Annotated in this window: 17 protein-coding genes; 5 read left to right on the top strand and 12 right to left on the bottom strand. The window is 73.3% G+C overall.

Translation table 11 applies throughout. The features are described 5' to 3' along the window. Positions 1–11 precede the first annotated feature (11 nt). Positions 12–1,001 carry an ADP-ribosylglycohydrolase family protein gene (locus ACIBQ8_RS12110; protein WP_397191913.1) on the bottom strand — a complete coding sequence of 330 codons (990 nt, stop codon included), beginning with the start codon at positions 999–1,001 and terminating at the stop codon, positions 12–14. Between the two features lie 76 nt (positions 1,002–1,077). On the opposite strand from ACIBQ8_RS12110, the gene ACIBQ8_RS12105 reads away from it, so the two are divergent. Beyond that, positions 1,078–3,000, top strand: a complete 1,923-nt coding sequence (locus ACIBQ8_RS12105; RefSeq protein ID WP_397191912.1) for a Xaa-Pro dipeptidyl-peptidase — start codon at positions 1,078–1,080, stop codon at positions 2,998–3,000. 31 nt (positions 3,001–3,031) lie between these two features. Here ACIBQ8_RS12105 and ACIBQ8_RS12100 read toward each other — a convergent pair whose 3' ends face one another. The 5 genes from ACIBQ8_RS12100 to ACIBQ8_RS12080 all read right to left on the bottom strand — a co-directional run bounded on the left by ACIBQ8_RS12100 (position 3,032) and on the right by ACIBQ8_RS12080 (position 8,275). Next, positions 3,032–4,879, bottom strand: coding sequence for an RNA polymerase sigma factor (locus tag ACIBQ8_RS12100; RefSeq protein ID WP_397191911.1), 1,848 nt, complete (start codon positions 4,877–4,879; stop codon positions 3,032–3,034). Positions 4,880–4,906: 27 nt separating this feature from the next. Next, a complete protein-coding gene (locus ACIBQ8_RS12095) occupies positions 4,907–6,091 on the bottom strand; it encodes an FAD-dependent oxidoreductase (RefSeq protein WP_397177929.1) in 1,185 nt (394 codons plus the stop codon). After that, the gene (locus tag ACIBQ8_RS12090; RefSeq protein WP_352358998.1) at positions 6,088–6,828 is read right to left on the bottom strand and encodes a hypothetical protein; all 741 of its coding nucleotides are present in this window, start codon (positions 6,826–6,828) and stop codon (positions 6,088–6,090) included. Before ACIBQ8_RS12090 ends, ACIBQ8_RS12095 begins: the two co-directional genes overlap by 4 nt. 37 nt (positions 6,829–6,865) lie before the next feature. Then, entirely contained in the window at positions 6,866–7,066 is a 201-nt protein-coding gene (locus ACIBQ8_RS12085; protein ID WP_397177928.1) for a hypothetical protein, read from the bottom strand. Positions 7,067–7,543: 477 nt separating this feature from the next. Next, entirely contained in the window at positions 7,544–8,275 is a 732-nt protein-coding gene (locus ACIBQ8_RS12080) for a hypothetical protein (RefSeq protein WP_397191910.1), read from the bottom strand. Positions 8,276–8,497: 222 nt separating this feature from the next. Between ACIBQ8_RS12080 and ACIBQ8_RS12075 the strand changes: the two genes are divergently transcribed. Together ACIBQ8_RS12075 and ACIBQ8_RS12070 are read left to right on the top strand one after the other, a co-directional pair. Further along, a complete protein-coding gene (locus ACIBQ8_RS12075) occupies positions 8,498–9,748 on the top strand; it encodes a Scr1 family TA system antitoxin-like transcriptional regulator (protein ID WP_397176593.1) in 1,251 nt (416 codons plus the stop codon). Between the two features lie 189 nt (positions 9,749–9,937). After that, positions 9,938–10,747, top strand: a complete 810-nt coding sequence (locus ACIBQ8_RS12070; protein WP_397176591.1) for an SAM-dependent methyltransferase — start codon at positions 9,938–9,940, stop codon at positions 10,745–10,747. 48 nt (positions 10,748–10,795) lie between these two features. Here the strand turns inward: ACIBQ8_RS12070 and ACIBQ8_RS12065 are convergent, their stop codons facing one another. From ACIBQ8_RS12065 to ACIBQ8_RS12050, 4 genes are read right to left on the bottom strand one after another with little or no spacing between them, the layout of a single operon-like run. Next, complete coding sequence (locus tag ACIBQ8_RS12065; protein WP_397191909.1) at positions 10,796–12,403, bottom strand: MFS transporter; 1,608 nt, start codon at positions 12,401–12,403, stop codon at positions 10,796–10,798. 37 nt (positions 12,404–12,440) lie between these two features. Next, complete coding sequence (locus ACIBQ8_RS12060) at positions 12,441–12,860, bottom strand: hypothetical protein (RefSeq protein WP_364328875.1); 420 nt, start codon at positions 12,858–12,860, stop codon at positions 12,441–12,443. Then, positions 12,857–14,374: a hypothetical protein gene (locus tag ACIBQ8_RS12055; protein WP_397176587.1), complete on the bottom strand. Its 1,518-nt coding sequence runs from the start codon at positions 14,372–14,374 to the stop codon at positions 12,857–12,859. Before ACIBQ8_RS12055 ends, ACIBQ8_RS12060 begins: the two co-directional genes overlap by 4 nt. 53 nt (positions 14,375–14,427) lie before the next feature. Further along, on the bottom strand, positions 14,428–15,246 hold the full coding sequence (locus ACIBQ8_RS12050) for a DUF4253 domain-containing protein (protein WP_397176585.1): 819 nt from the start codon (positions 15,244–15,246) through the stop codon (positions 14,428–14,430). Between the two features lie 117 nt (positions 15,247–15,363). On the opposite strand from ACIBQ8_RS12050, the gene ACIBQ8_RS12045 reads away from it, so the two are divergent. Next, positions 15,364–15,957 carry an HAD family hydrolase gene (locus ACIBQ8_RS12045; protein WP_397176583.1) on the top strand — a complete coding sequence of 198 codons (594 nt, stop codon included), beginning with the start codon at positions 15,364–15,366 and terminating at the stop codon, positions 15,955–15,957. Between the two features lie 98 nt (positions 15,958–16,055). Here ACIBQ8_RS12045 and ACIBQ8_RS12040 read toward each other — a convergent pair whose 3' ends face one another. Further along, on the bottom strand, positions 16,056–16,415 hold the full coding sequence (locus tag ACIBQ8_RS12040) for a hypothetical protein (protein ID WP_357965343.1): 360 nt from the start codon (positions 16,413–16,415) through the stop codon (positions 16,056–16,058). Positions 16,416–16,643: 228 nt separating this feature from the next. Next, positions 16,644–17,765, bottom strand: a complete 1,122-nt coding sequence (locus ACIBQ8_RS12035) for a TIGR03118 family protein (protein WP_397176581.1) — start codon at positions 17,763–17,765, stop codon at positions 16,644–16,646. Between the two features lie 119 nt (positions 17,766–17,884). On the opposite strand from ACIBQ8_RS12035, the gene ppgK reads away from it, so the two are divergent. Continuing rightward, positions 17,885–18,616, top strand: coding sequence for a polyphosphate--glucose phosphotransferase (gene ppgK, locus ACIBQ8_RS12030; protein ID WP_397176579.1), 732 nt, complete (start codon positions 17,885–17,887; stop codon positions 18,614–18,616). The last annotated feature ends 85 nt before the right edge of the window (positions 18,617–18,701 follow it).

The raw sequence follows: 18,701 nt of genomic DNA, 5'->3' as shown, positions 1-18,701 counted from the left end.
GAGCCTCCAGCCTAGAGGAGCGCGGCGGCCAGGCGCTCGATCGTCTCGCGGCCCTCCAGCGGTGTCACCCAGGCGGCCGGCAGGGCGTCCGCGCCGCGCAGCGCGCCCACCAGGTTGCCGCAGACCGATCCGGTCGAGTCGCTGTCGCCCGAGTGGTTGACCGACAGCAGCAGCGCCCGCTCGGGCGAGGGCTCGGCCAGGGCGCAGTAGACGCCGATGGCCAGCGCCTCCTCGGCCACCCACGCGCCGCCCAGCGTCTCGACCCGCTCGGGGGAGTGCGGGCCGGACGCGGCCAGGTCGAGCGCCGCGCGCAGGGCGCCGGACGTCTCCTCGTGCCCCGGACGGCCGGCGAGCAGGCCGAGGGCGTGGCCGACGGCGGCCGCCAGCGGCTCGCCGGCCATCACGCGGGCGACGATCGCGGCGAACGCGCCCGCGGCCAGGTAGCCGGTCGGGTGGCCGTGGGTGATCTGCGCGCAGGCCGCCGCCAGCTCGAACGCGGCGCCCGCGTCGTACGGCGCGAGGAGCCCGAACGGCGCCGAGCGCATGACGGTGCCGCAGCCCTTGGAACCGGGGTTCACCGGGCCGGGCACGCCGGACGGCGACGGGCCCGGGAAGGGCTGCCGCAGCCCGGACAGGCAGGCGTTGCCCGGGGCCCGCCGGGAGTACAGCCAGCCCTCCTCGCGCAGCGCGCCGGTCCGGTGCGGACGGTCGGCGGGCGGCGGAGCCTGGTGCTCCTGGGTGTCGAGCCAGCGCAGGTACGCCTGCCGCACCTCGCCGGGCGTGCGGTCGCGGGTCAGCGCCTCGACGGTGAACAGGGTCATCTGGGTGTCGTCGGTGACCAGCGCGCTCCTGCCCCGCCAGGTGGTGACATAGCCGGTGACGCCGTCCTGGCCGTGCTGCCGGCGGATCTCCCGCAACGACTCGAACTCGATGGGCGCCCCGAGGGCGTCGCCGATCGCGCCGCCGAGCAGGCAGCCCCGGATCCGGTCCTGTACCTCCATAGGTGGGATCTTGTCAGCTTTCTGGACGGATGAGAGATTGCGGGAGAAATTACGACACTTGTCACGGAGGTCACGCGTGCCACAATTACGCCCGGCCCTCTTCGCGGTCGCCCTCACCCTGGCGGTCGCGACCCCGGCACAAGCCGCTGCCGGACCCACGATCACCGTCAAGGACGGCCGGACGCAGCCGGTCTTCTCCTACGCCGACGCCGTCCGCGAGCACGTGTACGTCGAGTCCACCGTGGACAGCGACCTCGACGGCGCGCTCGACCGGGTCAGGGTGGACATCATCCGGCCCAAGGAGTCCGGTCCGGGCCTGAAGGTGCCCGTGATCATCGACGAGAGTCCGTACTACGACAACTCCGGGCGCGGGAACGAGGGGGAGCGCAAGGCGTACGACGCCTCCGGAAATGTCACCAAATTCCCCCTGTTCTACGACAACTACTTCGTCCCGCGCGGCTACGCCGTGCTCAACGTGGACATGCTCGGCACCACCAGGTCCGACGGCTGCCCCGACATGGGCGGCAAGGCCGACGTGCTGGGCGGCAAGGCGGTCATCGACTGGCTGAACGGCCGCGCCAAGGCGGTCAGGGCCGACGGCACCCCCGCCGTGGCCGACTGGACCACCGGCAACGCCGCCATGATCGGCAAGTCCTACGACGGGACGCTGGCCAACGCCGTGGCCGCCACCGGCGTCGAGGGGCTGAAGACGATCGTCCCCATCTCGGCCATCAGCTCCTGGTACAAGTACCAGCGCTCGAACGGCGTGGTCTACAACTACGACTACGCCTCCTGGCTGACCAACTACGTCGACACCGACCCCGAGGCCAAGTGCCAGGCCGTCCGCGACCGCATGGACGCCGAGGACGGCGACGACACCGGCGACTACAACGCCTTCTGGAACGAACGCGACTACATCAAGGGCCTGCTCGGCGACGCCTCCAAGGTCAAGGCCAGCGTCTTCGTCGTGCACACGGTCAACGACCTCAACGTCCGGCCGGACAACTTCTCCGCCTGGTGGCAGGCCCTGGCCCAGCGCAACGTGCCGCGCAAGATCTGGGTCGGCCAGTACCAGCACGTGGACCCGTTCGACTTCGAGGGCCGCAGGGACCTGTGGGTGGACACCCTGCACCGCTGGTTCGACCACTGGCTGCACGGCGTCCGCAACGGGATCACCACCGAGCCCCGCGCCGACGTGCAGCTCGGCCCGGCGCAGTGGACCACCCAGCGCGACTGGCCGGCCCCGTACGCGCTCAAGGCCGTGCTGCGGCCCGCCGCCGACGGCTCGCTCGGCCTGCTCAAGGCCCGCGGCGGCAGCACCGCCGCCTTCACCGACCTCGCGCTGAGCGAGACCGAGATGGTGGCCGACGTCGGCACGGCCAACCCGGGCCGGGCCGCCTTCACCACCGGCGCGCTCCCGCTCGACCTGCGCCTGTCCGGCACCCCCACCGCCGACCTGCGGGTCAAGCTCGACAAGCCCACCGCCAACCTGACCGCCCTGCTCGTCGACTTCGGCGAGGACACCCGCGTCGACTGGCGGCGCGGCCAGGGCGTCACCACGCTCACCGAGGAGGACTGCCACGGCGAGAGCACCGCGGCCGACGACGCCTGCTACAAGAAGGTGACCACGAACGTGGCCACCCGGCCGCTGGAGATCGTCGCCCGCGGCTGGATCGACGTCCAGAACCGCGACTCGCTCAGCCAGCCCCAGCCGCTGCCCGTCGGCACGTACGGGACGGTCAGGTGGCAGACGCTGCCGCAGGACTACACGTTCAGGAAGGGGCACCGGATCGGCCTGGTGCTGGCCGGGACCGACACCACCTACACCAGTGAGGAGGGCACCGGCGCGACCGTCACCGTCGACCTGACCAGGAGCAGCGTGTCCGTGCCCTTCGTGCTCGGGACGCCGCTGGCCGACGTGCCCAAGGACAGCGCCACGTTCAGGGGGCCGCGACAGCTCGACCTGCCCGAGCCCGAGCCCGGGTTCCGGTTCTTCTAGCCGCTCGTGAGGCCCCGGCCGGTCCGGGGCCTCATCGGCAGTTGCTCCAGCGGACGCCGCCGGCGTCGAGCCGCCGCACGCCCTTGTCCCTGGCGACCGTCCAGCCCACCTTCAGGGTGAGCGTGCCGCCGGCGGTGGCCGTGCCGCCGGTGCGCAGGCCGTCGCCGGTGGCGCGGCCCGTCCAGACGATGGTGATCCGGCCGCGCCGCACGTCGGGCTCGCCCGGGCAGCCGGGCCGCGAACGCGGGTCCAGGACGCGGAACGTCGTGCCGTCGACGACGATGCCGCGCGTGCCGGTGGCCGAGACGACCCGGCACGTCCCGGTGCACGCCAGCGAGAACGCCCCGGCGCGCCCGGACCCCAGCCACGCCGACCGGGGCGACACCCGGGCCGTGGGCGCCGCCGGTCTCGGCAGCTCGGCCTTGCGGTCCTGGGACGACAGGCCGGATCCGGCGGCCGGGCCGATCGCGGCCGTCCAGCGTATGGGCGTCTCGGCCGGGACGACCGGCTGCGCCGCCGCCCTGGTGACCACCGCGGGATGCGCGCGGGCGTTGAGCACGGCCCACACCAGGCCCACCACCAGCAGCCCGACGCCCAGCAGCAGGCCCAGCCTGGCCACCGTGCGGATCGGGGCCTCGGTCTCCTCCTCGGGCTCCGCCGGCTCCTCCCGCCAGAACTCCTGCCAGGGGGCCTCGCCGTCGAGCCGGTCCAGGCCGCCCGGCTCGCCGTTCCAGCCGATGCCGCCGTACCGGATGATCATCGCGCCGGGCGGGGCGGCGGCGCCGTCACCGCCACCGGCCTCGCCGCCGATCGGCGCGCTCAGCGGACCGGTCACCGGGCTGTTCACCGGGCCGCCGGCCGGCCCGTTCACCGGGCCGTTGAGCACGGTGCCGCTGAGGCCGCCCTCGGCGCGGCTGTCGTAGACGAGCTTGTCGCCCGGGGAGCCGCTGCGGAAGGGCCGGGCCCGGCTCGTCGGCGTGAACGGGTGCCGCCCGCGGGCCGCCCGCCCCGGGGGCTCCTGGTCGGCGGCGGCCGCGCCCGCCGCCGACCAGGGGTTTCCCGGTGTCGCCGTCGTGGGGTCGGCGACCGGGGGCATCGGCCTCGCCTCCACGCCCGGCGCAGCCGCGAAGGGCTCCACCAGGGTGCGTGCCAGCACGGGGAAGCCGTCCGCCCGCCAGAGGGGTCCCTCTCCGGGCAGCGGCTGCGCCGAGGCGAGCCGGTTGGTCAGTGTGCCGGGCAGCTCCGCGATCGGCAGCCGGCGCAGCAGCGTGGCGGCCGACATGGTGCGGGGCGCGGCCCGGCAGGCGGCGCAGCCCTGGATGTGCCGGCTGATCCGGGCGCGGGCCCGGCGTCCCGGCGAGGTGACCCAGGCCGCCACCCGCGTGGTCAGATCAGGACATCCCGTACGGCCGCGCGCGGCGATGATCGCGGCGAACCAGCCCTCCAGCGCGTCGGCCGCCCGCGCCACCACGGCGCTGACCTCGTCCTGGCCCAGGCTGAAGACGGTGGCCAGCTCGGCGTCGGACAGGCCGTGGCGCAGCGACAGGTCGAGCAGCTCGCGCAGCGGGCGGTCGAGGGAGAGCAGCGCCTCGGGCAGCAGCTCCGACATCCGCCCAGGACGCGACCAGGAGCCGATGCTGGCCGGCTTGGCCACGATCGCGCGGTGGGCGCGGGCCAGGGCGTAGAGCCAGGGCCGGTGCAGGGCGGGGTCGGGCAGCCGGTCCGCGTAGAGGTGGGCGGACACCAGCGCGCCGGCGGTCGCCTGCTCGGCGTCGCCCGCGGCCAGCTCGGTGCGGCAGTAGTCGTAGAGGCGGGAGCCGTGCGTGTCGCACAGCTCGCGGATGGCCTGGCGCGCTTCGTCCGAGAGCGTTCGCCACATGCGGTGTCGCACCTCCTCAGCGGTGTCTCAGACGGGCCGGGCCCCACCGGCGGAGCCGGGAACGGTGTCGAGCAGCGAGGCCTGCGCGAGATAGGCCCGAGTGGCCTCCGGATCGCCGGCGATGGCCCGCAGCCCGGCCATCGCCGCGGCCAGCCGGGCGCTGTCGCGCTCGCGCACGCCGGCCGGCCGCGTCTCGCCGCGCGGGATCACCCGTTGCAGCAGCACGGCCCGCCGCCGCCACGCCCACGCCTCCAACGCGGTGGGCGGCGCGAAACCGCCGAGCACGGCCGCGATCACCTGGCCGACCTCGACGGCGTCGTGGATGCCGGCGTTCATGTTCAGGCCGCCGACCGTGGAGGTCAGGTGCGCGGCGTCGCCGACGAACAGCACCCGCCCGCAGCGGTAGGACGTCAGCACGCCCCTGGACAGCCCGAACCGGTCGGCCCCGGTCACGTGGATGGGCCCGCTGGCCCCCGGTAGGGCGCGGCGGACCAGCATCGAGACGTTGGGCGCCGACAGCGGCTCGGTGGCGTCGCAGGGGATCTTGAAGATGATCCGCCAGTGGTCGGGCAGCGCGAGCAGCGTGCACGACTGCTGCACGTCGCGGACGTAGGTGAGCGGCGCCAGGCTCGGCAGCAGCCGGTCGAGCGGCGAGTCGGTGAACACCCGCAGCGCCTGCGTCGGGTAGGCCGACCTGGGGAAGGGCAACCCCAGCGAGCCGCGCACCGTGCTGTGACCGCCGTCGGCGGCGATCATGTACCGGGCCCGCGTCCAGGTCTGGCCGACGCGGACCCGGATACCGGTGCCGCCCTCGGAGACCCCGTCGACGCGGGTGCCGAAGCGCACGTCGACGTCGGGGTAGGCGTTCAGGGCCGCGAGCAGCAGCGGGGTGAGCGCGGCCTGGTCGGCGTGGATCCTGAACGGGTGCTTGGTCAGGCCGTTGAGCCGGTTCATGCCCATCTCGGCCAGCACGATGCCCGACCGGTCGCGCCACTGCACCCGGTCGACCACCCGGCCCTTGGCGACGAGTTGCGAGGCCACGCCCAGCTCGTCGAGCAGGTCGAGCGTGGCCGGATGGAAGGTGCAGGCCCGCGCCTGCCCGGCGAGCTCGTTCTCCCGCTCCAGGACGGTGACCGGGATCCCGGCCCTGGCCAGCGAGAGCGCCGCGGTCAGCCCCGCCGGGCCGGCCCCGACGACGATGACGCCGTTCATGCGGGGCGCCTCCCCTGCTCCGCCATGTGGCGGCGGTAGGGCACGCGGCTGAGCGTGACGTGCTCGCCGATGGCCCGCGACAGGGCCCACCAGGCGGTGCAGAGGTTGGACGTGAGCAGCGTGCGGTCGTTGCCGGCGCTGAGCGGCCCGAGGACGGGCAGCGTGGCCATGCCGGTGCCGGTGAACAGCAGCACCGCGTCGCCGGGCACCTCGGCCCGCTCGACCTGGGTGATCAGCTCGGCCGGGGTGACCGCGTAGGAGGAGTACCCGCCCTTGGCGGCCCGCACCTGCACGACCTGCGTGACGTTGAGCCCCGCCGTCTTCCAGAAGCGCTCGGCCAGCTCGGTCAGCCACGGCTGGTACGGCGAGACCAGCACGATGTCGCTCACGCCGACGTGCTCCACCGCCTCCCTGGTGGCCTGCGTGGAGGAGGCGAACGGCACGCCGGTCGAGGCCGACAGCCGCGCGCACTGGTCGGCGTCGTCGTCGGGGCCGAGCAGGTAGCGGGACTCGCTGCAGGCCATGACCAGCGCGTCGAGCGGCAGGCCGTCGAACGCGCAGACCATGCCGGGCAGGGCCTCGTTGTAGCTCTCCAGCCGCTCGGCGAGCGACACGCCCCGGTGCACGGGGAAACGGGTGACGTGCATGTCGGCGCGCGAGCCGAGCAGGCGGGTCAGCTCGGGCTCCGCCGAGGGGTTGGCGGGGGCGACGATCACGCCCACCCTGCCGCGGCTCATCTCGTACCTTCCGGGTCGGGGACCGTCCGCATGACGGTCAGGCCAGTGCCTGGTCGATCTCGCCGATCGCCTGCACGGACACCTGCCGGATCCGGCGCAGCCGGTGGACGGTGCGCGCCGGGGCCTGCGCCCGCGACGGCTCGTCCCGGCTCTCGTCCCTCGGCTCGGCGGGCTGGGGCCGTGCGCCCCGGGCGTGCACCTCGTGCGGCTGCCGCCTGGACACCTCGTCGGTGAGCATGATCACTCCTGTCGGTCGCGGATCCGGGTGACGCGGGCCGGGCGCGGCCCGCTGACATCATGGCCACCGGCACGGGGGCCCGCGCGGGCGCCGGCCCCCTGAGGGGGCGGTCGATCAGAGTCGTGGCGCCCGTCACGCCGATCGTCCCGCCCGGCGGCGCCGCCGTGCCGGTGGCGCCGGCCGGGGAGCCGGGCGGGCCCGCCTCCCCGGCCGGGGAGGCCGCCGCCCGATCACGGGCGGACGGCCGCGAGGAAAGCCGGCCCCAGGCACTACCCCTTGGTTTGGCCGGCACGCCAGCCGCTACCGCGCCGGCCGACAGCACCGTGCCGACTTTGTCGGGCACGTGACGCACGGTGCCGGAGGGATGGGGTAGCGCCGGAGCCGGCCGCATGAGGGCCGCCGGCACGGCCGCGCGCGGCGCGGGCGGTGCGGGCGGGCCGGTGGGCGGCCAGGCCCGGCGGGGGAGGGGGAGCGGCGTCATCGCGCCGTCCCCGGGTCGAGGGCGGCGGCGGCCCTGTTGGGCACGCTGACGCAGACCATGCGCTCGGTCAGCCCCGCGCGCGGCCCGCAGGCGCGCGAGCGGGCGGGCGGCGCGGTGCCGGCCACCGTGCGCGCGACCCTGGCGGCCAGCGCCAGGTGCTCGGCGCAGCGCCGGCTCACCGTCGACTCCAGCCCGGCCACCTGGGCCAGCCTGAGCCTGATGGGCTCCAGCGACGACCGGCGTTCGAGCCCGTCGAGGTCGGCCAGCCGGGCGGGCCAGCGCAGCGCGTCGCGGCAGCGCTCGACCACCGCGGCGGGCAGCTCGGCGGCGGACAGCCCTTCGTGCCGCAGCCGGGTGGCGATCATGACGGCCGCGAACGACGTGCGGTCGAAGTGGGCCAGCCGCCCGGACAGGGCCGCGCCCAGCATCCTGGCACGGTGGCCCAGGCAGACCGCGCTCCAGCCGAGCAGCAGCAGCCGGTCGGGACCGGGCTCGGTGTGCCAGCCGGCCAGCCGCAGCTCGCGGGCCATGCGGTGGTGCAGGCGCCAGCGGTGACGCGGGCTGTCCAGCCAGATCTCGACCCCGCCCAGCGGCAGCTCGGCGACCTGGACGTCGCGGCTCGTCAGCGGGCCGGCGACCCGCGCGCAGATGCGCCGGACCGCCTGCTGCTGCCCCCGGGAGACCGGATCCTCCAGGAAGCGTGAGCCGTCGAGGGAGTCCATGGTCACGTCCGGCCACCTCCTTGCCGGAGACTCTCGCGAATCGTCCGGGCTGTTAAGCCACAGTTACCACGCGCTCCGATACTGTGCTGGAAAGAGGGGCTATGTCAACTCACACTTTGCGAATAAGTTGATACCTACCCGCCGGGCAGAGCTGGCCCGCGTGGCAGGGGACACCGGGGGTCTCGTACCTTAGGCTGGGAAAAGTTCACGGGCGGTAGGAGGTGCGCCGTGGCGAACTTCGCCGAACGGCTCGATCTCGCGCTGACCAAGCGCGGCTTCACGGGCGCCCAGGTCGCCGCCGCCCTCACCGAGGCGGGCATACCCATCACGCGCGCCTACGTCAGCCAGTTGCGCACCGGCAAGCAGACCAACCCCACGCTCCAGGTGCTGCGGGCGCTGGCCGCCTGCCTCCAGGTGAGCGTGGGCTGGCTGGTGGGCGACGAGCACTACGAGTCCGGCGCGGTGGAGGACCTGCAACTGCGGGCCGCCGCGATCGGCCTGTCGGCCTCCGGGCTGTCGGAGGGGTCGCTGGCCGTGCTGCGCGGCGTGGTCGAGCTGGCGCGCCGGGCCGAGGGGCTGCCGGGCGAGCCGGAGCCGGTCGCCGAGATCCCCGACGCCGCCCCGCCGCTCAACGACTCCCAGCGCCGCGCGCTCGGCAAGCGGCTCCACGGCCTGCGCATGGGCGTGCGGCTCTCGGTCGAGCAGGTCGAGGGCGCGCTCGGCAAGGGCGCCGCCGCGATCCCCGCGATCGAGGAGGGCCGCCTCGCGCCCACGCCGATCACGGTCGAGCGCCTGCTCGGCCTCTACGGCGTCACCGCCCCGCCCGTCCGCGAGTACGTGCTCTCGCTGGCCAGGGGCGAGCGCGAGGCCGCCTGGTACGACGCCCAGTCGGTGCCCGTCTGGCTGGCCACGGCCTACGCGCTGGAGCAGCGGGCCACGGTGATCCGCACCTACCATCCCCAGTTCGTCCCGCCGATGTTGCAGACCGAGGACTACGCGCGGGCCGCGATCACCGTGGCCGGGCCGGCCACGCTCGGGCAGTCGTCGGTGGAGGAGGCCCTGGCGCTGGTCATGGCCCGCCAGGAGGCGCTGGCCGGTGACACGGTGTTGTGGGCGGTGATCGACGAGGCCGTGCTGCTGCGCTCGATCGTCGGCCCGCACGCCCAGCTCCGCCAGCTCGACCTGCTGCTCGACCACGCCAAGCGGCCCAACGTCTCGCTGCACGTCGTGCCGATCGACGACCCGGCGTACGTGCCCCGCACCGGCCCGTTCACGCTGTGGCGCTTCGCCGAGGCGTTCGAGCCCGACGTCGCCTGCGCCCACGGCGTCGAGGCCGACGAGCTGATCACCGACGTCGCCGCCGTCGAGACCTACCACCAGGCGTTCACGAAGCTGTCGGTGACGACCACCACCCGCGAGGAGACGTACGAGGTGCTGGAGGCCCACCGCGAACGCCTCTCGCGCTCGACCGGGAAATGATCTCCGGCCGGCGGCCATTCAGGTAAGGCATATTTCCGCAGAATTCATGCTTTTCCTGTTGTCTTCCGGCCGGTAACGAGGATCATATGGTCTGGGTCATCGAGTGGGGTCCGAAAGGACCGGCTTTTCCCGAGATAGTGGGCGAGGGGAAAGGGGCAACACTCAATGCGTCAGCGTGCCATCCGAAACTTGGCGAAGCTGGAGATGACCCGAGCCATGACCACCCGGGTGCTCGACGCGGCCGCGGGCGGGAAGAACAACTTCTCGGCCGACCGCGATCTGGTACGCCGATATGACCAGGCCGCGTCCGTGACGACCACCGCCGCGCGGGCCGTGCTGCAGTTCCTGGTGCGCGTGGTCCGGCATCTGGCGGCCGAGGGCGTGGACCAGTTCGTCATCGTGGGCAGCGGCGTGCCCAGCGGCCTGCCCCCGGGCGGGCGCCTGCACGACGTGGCCGCGGGCGGCCCCGGCGGCGTGCCCGCGCGGGTGGTGTACGTCGAGAACGACCCGATGGTGCTGGCCGGCGCGCGGGCCACCATCGAGCCGGGCACCGATCTGGTCCGCGTGGTCGAGGGCGACGTGCGCGAGATCGACGCGATCCTCGGCGACCGGGTGGTGCGCGCCTTCCTCGACTGGGACCGGCCCGTGGCCGTGCTGCTGCTGTCCACCCACAGCCTGGCCGACGACGAGTACGTCCACTACGTGATCAGGCGGGTCCGCCAGGCGGCGTCCGACGGCAGCTACCTGTCGCTGCTTCAGACGACCTTCGACGGCGTGCCGGGCGAGCTGCTGCCGGCGGTCCGGGACCTGCTGGCGATGACGCTGCCCGGCCACGCGATCCGCGGCAGGCGGGAGGTGGCGGCGCTGCTCGACGGGCTGGTGCTGGTCGATCCGGGGCTGGTGTGGGTCCCGGAGTGGCGGCCCGACGACCACGGCGCCGCCTGCTCCGCCCGGCCGAGCTCGTCGGGCACGTACGGCGCCGTCGCGCGCGTCCCGTGAGCGACCGGAGGCCCTGGGCGTCAGGCCCCTGTGAACGCCGAAGCGCCCTCAGGCCCTGGTCGAGGCGGCGGCGGGCGTGGCCGGGCCGCCGGCCGCGCCCTTGTGCGGCTCGACCCCGAAGACCAGCACCGCCACCACCGCCAGGACGAGCGGGACCGCCCCGAGCAGCGCGGTCGTGCCGATCGACGGCGCCGCCGCCCCCGCCACCAGCACGGCGGTCACGGCCACGCCGCCGGCCTTGCCCATCCCCGCCGACAGCCCGGAGCCGCGCGAGCGCACCCGGGTCGGGTAGATCTCCGAGCTGTAGGCGGCCAGCACCGCGGCGATCGTCGCCGTCCCCACGATCGGCCCGGCCAGCAGCAGGTACAGCCAGGTACGGTCGTGCGCCAGCGTCTCGCCGGAGAAGGCCAGCACCGCCAGCGCCACGCCGACCAGCGCCGACAGCGTGACGATCGTCTTCTTCGCGCTCCACAGGCCGTACATGGCGGCCGAGACGAAGATCAGCGGCAGGCCCAGCAGCGTCGAGTCGCGCAGCGCCCGGTCGGCCGTCTGCTGGTCGAGGCCCAGCTTCTGCAGGTTGGACGGGATCCACAACTGGAAGCCGTAGGTGACCAGGCCGATGCTCAGCCCGAGGATCACGACGGCCACCGTCAGCCCGGTGAACGGACGGCGGAACAGCCGCGAGTAGCCGCCCGCGTGCTCGTCCTCCACCCGCTCGACGCCCGCGGTGGCCTCCTCGGTGGTGGCGGCCGCGCCGTACCTGGCCAGGACCGCGCGGGCCTCGGCGTCGCGGCCGTGCGCGAGCAGGAAGCGCGGCGACTCGGGGATGAACCGGTTGAGCAGGATGAGGAACACGCCGGTCGGCAGCCCGACCAGCCACAGCACCCGCCAGGAGAACGTCGGCGCCAGCGACGCCGACAACCAGCTCGCCGCCAGGTAGGCGACCGCCAGGTTGCCGCCGATGAGCACCATCACCCAGCCCTTGTGCCGCGGCGGGATCGTCTCGGCCAGCAGCGAGAACGTGATCGGCAACATGCCGCCCGCGCCCAGCCCCATGGCCACGCACATGGCCAGGTTCCACTCGAAGTCCGGCATGACGCCGCAGATCGCGGTGCCGATGAACAGCACCCCGGCGAACAGGATCGACGGCTTGCGCCCGATCTTGTCGCCCATCCAGCCCCACAGCAGCGAGCCGAGCACCGTCCCGGTGAGCCCGGCCAGGGGCAGCAGCGCCACGGGCAGCTCGCCGGCCGGGTTGAGCGCCGACTTCAGGCCGTACTCCTTGGCCATGCCGGGCGCGACGAAGCCGAGCGTGATCGGCTTCATGGCGTCGATGATCACCGCGACCGACATGACCACGATCAGCCCGATGTGCGCCGGTCGCATGCGCGCGTCGTCCAGGGCGCGGACGCGTACCTCGGCGGCCGGCCTGGCCGTCAGCGCGCCGGGCGGGATCAGCCCGTACGCGGTGACCGCCAGCCCCACGACGATCAGCCCCATGCCGATCGTCATCGGCAGGTCCATCGGCATGCCCGCCAGGCGGTAGTGCATGTCGGCGCCGTGCAGGTACATCGGCAGATGCAGCACGACCCCGGCCACCGTGGCCAGGAAACCGAGCCAGAAGTACAGCGGTCGAGCCAGCTCGACGCCCCCCATTGCCCCCCCGTAAGCAGAACCGTGAGCAGATACCTGATCAGAGCAGGCGGCCGCCGCGCAGCCGCCATTCGACGAACAACACCCGCATCGGCCCGTTCACGAACAACCACTGGCCGAGCCAGACGAAGGCGAACATCACCGCGAACGCCCACGCCCTGACCGGGCCGGCGACGCCGGGGACGAGCCCGCCGTCCAGCAGCACCCACATCAGCAGCCCCTCGGGCACGGCCGTGACCAGCCCGAACAGCGTCGGCCAGTCCTTGTCCCAGCGGAACTGCATGAGCAGGTGGTACAGCAGCTCCCACCCGGCGCCCACGACGGCGACGGCCAGCAGCACGAGGAAGGCGTCCCGGAAGGACATCGGCAGCACCAGCGTGATCAGCGCGGTGAGCGCCGCGCCGACGGTGGCCAGCGTGAACAGCCGGGTCTGCAGCCGCCCGGCCAGCGTCGGGATCAAGCGAGCCTCCTGTTCCCCGCCCACCGCAGCCACTGGGCCGTGGACCGCACCGGCCCGAGCCCCTTGCAGAACCCGCGCCTGGTCAGGTCGGCGGCAATGTCGAGCGCGGCGGTCTGCATGCCGAGGAAGCTGTCCACGGCCAGGAAGTGGTTGCCGGCCGTGGCGGCGCCGGAGGCGTACAGGACGCCGCCCTCGCTCTCGGCGCCGAGCACCTCGAAGTTCTGGCCGACGCTCAGCCGGCCGGCCTTGTTGGGCCGGGCGCCGCCGTGCCGCAGCAGGTCGTCGAGGACGCGGTGCTCCGGCATGTCGGCCTCCAGGCCGGTGCAGTCGATGATGAAGTCGGAGACGTACTGCATGGCGGCGGCGTTCACGCTGCGGGTGTGGGTGACCAGGCGGCCGTCGGGGGCCCGTTCGATGCGGTCGACGACGGCCTGCGTGGGGTGGTACCAGTTGCCCTGCCGGCCCCTGCGCATCTGCTCCTGCCAGCGGGCCAGCTTCGGGGTGGTGGTGCCGGCCACCGTCTTGGAGATCACGGCGCGCTGCTCGGGCGTGGCCTTCCTGAACCGGGCCTTGAGCTGGCCGCCGAAGGCCGACTTGGGCATCGTGAACGCCTGGTAGGCCCAGCCGTCGCCGCCCTTGCGCCGCATGAACACGCTCGGGCCGTGCGGGCCGGCCACGTACGTGCGGAACAGGTGGACGATCTGGGTGTGCAGGCCGTACCGCTCGCGGTCGTCCATCAGGCGCTGGAGCACCCGCGAGGCCACGATCCCGGCGCCGCGCACGACCACCACGCCGGGCCGCTTGCGCAGCTGGTCGTAGACGTGCTCGTGCGGCTCGTAGGCGTTGACCACCCGGTACCGCTCGCCCTGCGCCTGCCGGAACTCCTGGAGGTCGTCGAGGAACTTCAGCCCCGGGTAGCCGACGGCCAGGTGCACGTACTGGGAGCGCAGCACCACCCGCTTGGTCGGCGAGGTGCCCGGCGGCGGCGTCAGCACGGTGAAGTAGCCGCCGCCCAGCCGCTTCCTGACCATGCGCACCTGGCCCTTGGCCAGCATGTGCCAGTAGCCGATGCGGTCGGCCTCGCGCCGTACGGTCTGCGTGACCAGCCCGGCGCGCGGGCTGTAGAAGTCGGTGAACAGCGGCTCGGCGAGCACCTGGAGGATCGGCTTGAGCGAGCCGTCCTGCCAGGCCTCCTGCACCGCGTAGGAGGGGAAGCCCCAGATGTTGTCCGGACGCGCCCCCGCGTCGGACCGGATGCGCTCGTGCGCGGGCAGCTGGGAGACGCGGGTCAGGTACTCCCACGTCTGCCAGGGGGTGTCGCTGGTCGAGAGCACCCGCATGGCCGGGATCGGCACGCCTCTGATGCGCAGCACGTCGACCAGCGTGAACGAGCCGAGCCCGCCGCCCACCGACACCAGCGGCACGTCGTGGACGGGGATGCCGGCCGACTGCACCAGCCAGTCCGTCCAGGACGAGGAATGCAGTAGCTCCGGAGTCAGGTCTCCCCGTGACATGCTGTGACCAAGCCCTCCCTGTCGCGGTTAAAAGTAGCGTAAAAGCCGGGGATTCAATCCCACCAGAACGACCAGGCGTGTCGCCCGATGATCTGGTCGGCGTACCCCTGGAGGTCGCCCGGCCCCTGCACGACGTTGTCGGGGCAGAACGCCCAGTGCTCGGCCGCGACGTGGAGGGCGTGCTCGGGGTCGGCCGGCGGCGCGGCCACGCTCAGGTCGAGCGTGTTGAACCCGACGCTCACCACGCGGGCCCCGAACCGGTCCTCCCAGCTGCGCACCACGGCGGCCATCGGCACCATCCACTCGTTGTGGTGCAGCGCGCCCTGCCAGCCCATGACGGCCAGCGCGTCGGCCCCCCGGCCGGCCGCGACCAGCCCGAGCGGCATGCCTCTGGGGGCCAGCTCGCGGGCCAGCCAGTCGGCCACGTCGCCGGGGTCGGCGCGGGGCACCCCCGGCGGCGCCAGCCCCGGGCAGAGCGCCCCGTACGGCTCTAACTCCGCCAGCGCGTCGCGCGGCATCTGCGAGACCCACTCCTGCCACACCTCGGTCATGAACCCCTCGGCGGTGAAGTGGCCGATCAGCATCGGGTCGTCGGGCACGATCTGCCCGATCGCCCACGGCTGGGCCGACTCGTCGAGCAGCACCGGCCACAGGCCGCTGTGCGCGTGCCAGACCCGCATGAACGACCAGTCCTCGCCGGCGGCGTGCTCGTCGCTCATCCAGAACGCCGGCCGGGCCGCCACGACCTGCCGGGTGTAGGCGGGGTCGGGCCAGACCACGTCGCCCGCGGGCAGGCCCGGGGGCAGTCTGCGCCCCCTGCCGCCGTCGGCGAACAGCTGGCACAGCTCAGGTGGCAGCTGGTGATCGTCCATGCCCTACCGTTCCGATACCGAATCCTGTCTCGGAGATGGTAGTGCCGCCGGTCGCCCCGGGGCTTTGGTGGCACGCGAAACCTTCTCGGACCAGCGGATGCGGTACTTCACGGCACAATGATGGCTGTGTTCCCCTTTGATGCGGTTCTCACCGATCTTGATGGCGTGCTCCGCCTCTTCGACCACACCGTCCAGGCCGAGATCGAGGCCCGGTACGCCCTGCCGCTCATGGCCACGGCCTTCGCCCCCGAGCTGATCGAGCCGGCCATCCTGGGCCGGATGACCGAGCGCGAATGGCTGGACGCGGTCGCGGTCGCCCTCGGCGGCGACGAGCGGGCCCGCCGGGCGGTGGCCGAGTTCGGGGCGGTGCCGTTCCGGGTGGACGAGGAGGTCAGGGAGCTGCTGGCCAAGGCGCAGCAGCACGTGCCGGTGGTCATCGTGACCAACGCCATGGACACCGTGGAGGAGCACCTCGACCGGCTGGGGCTCACCTACTTCGCCGACGACCTGGTCAGCAGCGCCAGGGTCGGCGTGATCAAACCCGACCCGCGCATCTACGAGATCGCCGCCGAGCGCGCCGGGGCCGACCCCGCGCGCTGCCTGTTCGTCGACGACCGGCTGCCGAACGTGGAGGCCGCCAGGGCGCTCGGCATGACGGGCGTCCACTACCGCGGCGTCGCCGACCTGGCCTCCGTGCTCGGCGGGCTCTGAGGACGGGGCTCTGAGGACGGGGCTCTGAGGACGGGGCTCTGAGGGGCGGGCATGCGCCGGCCCCGCCCGCGGGAGCGCGGGCGGGGCCGGCGGGTGAGTCAGTCGGCGCAGATGGCGAACACGCTGATGCCGACGTCGTTGTAACCGATCTGGCGGCCGAGGGCGATCCAGCCGCGGGCGTCGTCGGTGGGGAACGACCCCACCAGGATCGCGCCGTTGCCCCGGGCCTCGCCGCCGCCGCCGAGCACGTGCTTGGAGCCCGGGCAGTAGACCGTGCGGCGCTGGAAGTTGGGGACGTTGGAGTTGGGGAGGGTGACGAGCTGGTAGCCGGGCGGCAGCGCGGCGCGGGTGGCCGCCGAGACGGGACTGGACGCCTGGAGGGCCACGACGGTGGCCGTCACGCAGGCCGCGGTGGCGAGGGCGATGACGGAAAGGAACAGAGACTTCTTGGCTGGCATGGTCTCTCCTTGTCCTGTTCCCTGACAGGCACGGGTTCCGGGCAGCACGCGACACGCCGGCTCATGCGGTGCTTAAGGGGGCGACGTGAGAGCAGGGATGAGGGTGTTGACACGTTGAGTATCTGCTCCGTCGCATTCCGTGTCCATATGTGGTTCGCAGGTTTTCCGGAAATCCGGGTTTCCGGCGCGGCCCGCGCCGGCCGCGCCGGAAACGTCGAGGGGCCCCTGTCAGTAGCCGCCGCCGTAGGGCGACTTCGTCTTGGGGGCGGCCGAGCGGGTGGGCGCCGGCGTGCTCGCGGGGGCGGCGGCCGTGGAGGTCGGCTTCGTGCCGGCGGGGGCGATCACGCCGATCAGGCCGTGCTTGGCGCCCTCGATGCCGGCCGAGAACCACAGCGTGTTCACGCCGCCGGTGGCCGCGGTGCCGGGTTCGAGGTCCCACAGGCCGGGCAGCTTGACGGGCCGGCCACCGGACGTGGTGATCGCGCCCAGGTGGCGGTTGTTCTTGTAGGCGTGCACGGTGCCGTCGCCGAAGTTGCCGACCAGCAGGGCGCCCGCGTACTGGCCCCAGCCGCGCGGCGCGGCGGTCATGGCCCAGGGGGCGTCGAGCCCGACCCTGGAGATGCGGCCGGTCAGGCGGCCGTCGGCGTTGAAGCGGCTCACGAAGCCCTTGCCGGCGCCGAAGACGGGCTTGCCGGTGGTCCGGTCGCGCAGCGCGTACGCCACCCACACGCTGCCGTTGACCACGGCCACGTTGTAGGCGTTGTAGCCGCGCGGCACCCGCGAGTCCTGGAACTGCCAGCCGGCCAGCCGGATGCGCCGGAAGTTCTCGTCGAAGGCGTGCACCCGGCCGTGGGCGAAGTCGGCGGCCAGCAGGAACTCGCCCTCGCCGGTCCGTACGAGCTCCAGGCCCTTGTAGTCGGCGCCGCGGGTGAACGCGGCGATCACGGCGTTGGCCGGGTCGGCCTCGGCGTTCCAGCCGGTGATCGCGCCGCTCGGGCTGCAGAAGATGAACGTGGCCGGCCTGCCCTTCACGGTGAAGCCGTCACCCGGGTTGAACACCTGGCCGGTCGGGGAGCCGCCGGGGATCCACACCTCCGTCTTCTCCTTACGGCCCGTGCCGGAGTAGACGGTGGCGGTGCCGGTGCCGGTGTTGGAGACCCACAAGGTCTTGCCCATGGCCAGGCCCCACGGGTTGACGACCTTGGGATCGGTGACCGGGGCCTTGCCCTTGACGTCCGACACAAGGTTGATGACGTCGAAACGGGTCCTGGTGGTCGCCTGCGCGGGGGCGGTGAGGGTCGTCCCCGCCACGACGGCGACAGCGCAGAGCGTGATGATGCGGAGCCGCATCCGTGCCTCCTAGTGAGCGCTTGTGACGCGAGATACGCGGTGGGCGCGGAGCGGGTTCAGCCGGGCCGGAAATATGGGCGCGCGAGTTTTCCCGTCCAGGGCGGGGGAGAAGGAGAGTCATGAACGTGTTGGGCATCGACATCGGCGGTTCGGGAATCAAGGGCGCCCCGGTCGACACCGAGGCCGGAGAGCTCGTCCAGGAGCGGTTGCGCATCGCCACGCCCCAGCCGGCCAAGCCCGAGGGGGTGGCCGAGGTGGTGGGCGAGATCGTCAAGCATTTCGACTGGGACGGCCCGGTCGGCGTCACCTTCCCCGGCGTCGTCGTCGACGGGGTCGTGCAGACGGCGGCCAACGTCCACCACTCGTGGATCGGCGTCGACGCCGCCGCGCTCTTCGGCGGCGCGACGGTGCTGAACGACGCCGACGCCGCCGGCATCGCCGAGATGACCTTCGGCAGGGGCCGCGACCAGAAGGGGACGGTGCTGATCCTGACCTTCGGCACGGGCATCGGCAGCGCCCTGTTCGCCGACGGCACACTCGTCTGCAACACCGAGCTCGGCCACCTGGAGCTGCGCGGCAAGGACGCCGAGGAGCGCGCGTCGGCGCGGGCCCGCGAGGAGCACGACCTGAGCTGGGAGAAGTGGGCCGAGCGGGTCGAGGAGTACCTCAGGCACGTGGAGATGCTGTTCTCGCCTGGCCTGATCGTGATCGGCGGGGGCGTGAGCAAGAAGGCCGACAAGTTCCTGCCGCACGTCACCCTCGACACCCCCGTCGTCCCCGCCGCCCTGCAGAACGAGGCCGGCATCATCGGCGCCGCCCGCCACGCCGCCACCACCAGGCCGGCGCGGTAGGAGGCTCCGGCGCCGCGGGCCCGCCGATATTGGGATGCGGAAGGCGGGCCGCGTCGGGCACCATGGGCCGTTGGCTCCGGGGCCA

Origin of the sequence: Nonomuraea sp. NPDC049646 (assembly GCF_044465525.1) — a bacterium.
Classification (GTDB): Bacteria; Actinomycetota; Actinomycetes; order Streptosporangiales; family Streptosporangiaceae; genus Nonomuraea.
This window is presented reverse-complemented; position numbering and strand designations above follow the sequence as displayed.

What these genes read in the sequence shown, in the direction of transcription:
- ACIBQ8_RS12110 (WP_397191913.1), bottom strand. Translation starts at nt 1,001, where the DNA reads ATGGAGGTACAGGACCGGATCCGGGGCTGCCTGCTCGGCGGCGCGATC.
- ACIBQ8_RS12100 (WP_397191911.1), bottom strand. Translation starts at nt 4,879, where the DNA reads ATGTGGCGAACGCTCTCGGACGAAGCGCGCCAGGCCATCCGCGAGCTG.
- ACIBQ8_RS12095 (WP_397177929.1), bottom strand. Translation starts at nt 6,091, where the DNA reads ATGAACGGCGTCATCGTCGTCGGGGCCGGCCCGGCGGGGCTGACCGCG.
- ACIBQ8_RS12090 (WP_352358998.1), bottom strand. Translation starts at nt 6,828, where the DNA reads ATGAGCCGCGGCAGGGTGGGCGTGATCGTCGCCCCCGCCAACCCCTCG.
- ACIBQ8_RS12085 (WP_397177928.1), bottom strand. Translation starts at nt 7,066, where the DNA reads ATGCTCACCGACGAGGTGTCCAGGCGGCAGCCGCACGAGGTGCACGCC.
- ACIBQ8_RS12065 (WP_397191909.1), bottom strand. Translation starts at nt 12,403, where the DNA reads ATGGGGGGCGTCGAGCTGGCTCGACCGCTGTACTTCTGGCTCGGTTTC.
- ACIBQ8_RS12055 (WP_397176587.1), bottom strand. Translation starts at nt 14,374, where the DNA reads ATGTCACGGGGAGACCTGACTCCGGAGCTACTGCATTCCTCGTCCTGG.
- ACIBQ8_RS12050 (WP_397176585.1), bottom strand. Translation starts at nt 15,246, where the DNA reads ATGGACGATCACCAGCTGCCACCTGAGCTGTGCCAGCTGTTCGCCGAC.
- ACIBQ8_RS12045 (WP_397176583.1), top strand. Translation starts at nt 15,364, where the DNA reads ATGATGGCTGTGTTCCCCTTTGATGCGGTTCTCACCGATCTTGATGGC.
- ACIBQ8_RS12040 (WP_357965343.1), bottom strand. Translation starts at nt 16,415, where the DNA reads ATGCCAGCCAAGAAGTCTCTGTTCCTTTCCGTCATCGCCCTCGCCACC.
- ACIBQ8_RS12035 (WP_397176581.1), bottom strand. Translation starts at nt 17,765, where the DNA reads ATGCGGCTCCGCATCATCACGCTCTGCGCTGTCGCCGTCGTGGCGGGG.
- ppgK (WP_397176579.1), top strand. Translation starts at nt 17,885, where the DNA reads ATGAACGTGTTGGGCATCGACATCGGCGGTTCGGGAATCAAGGGCGCC.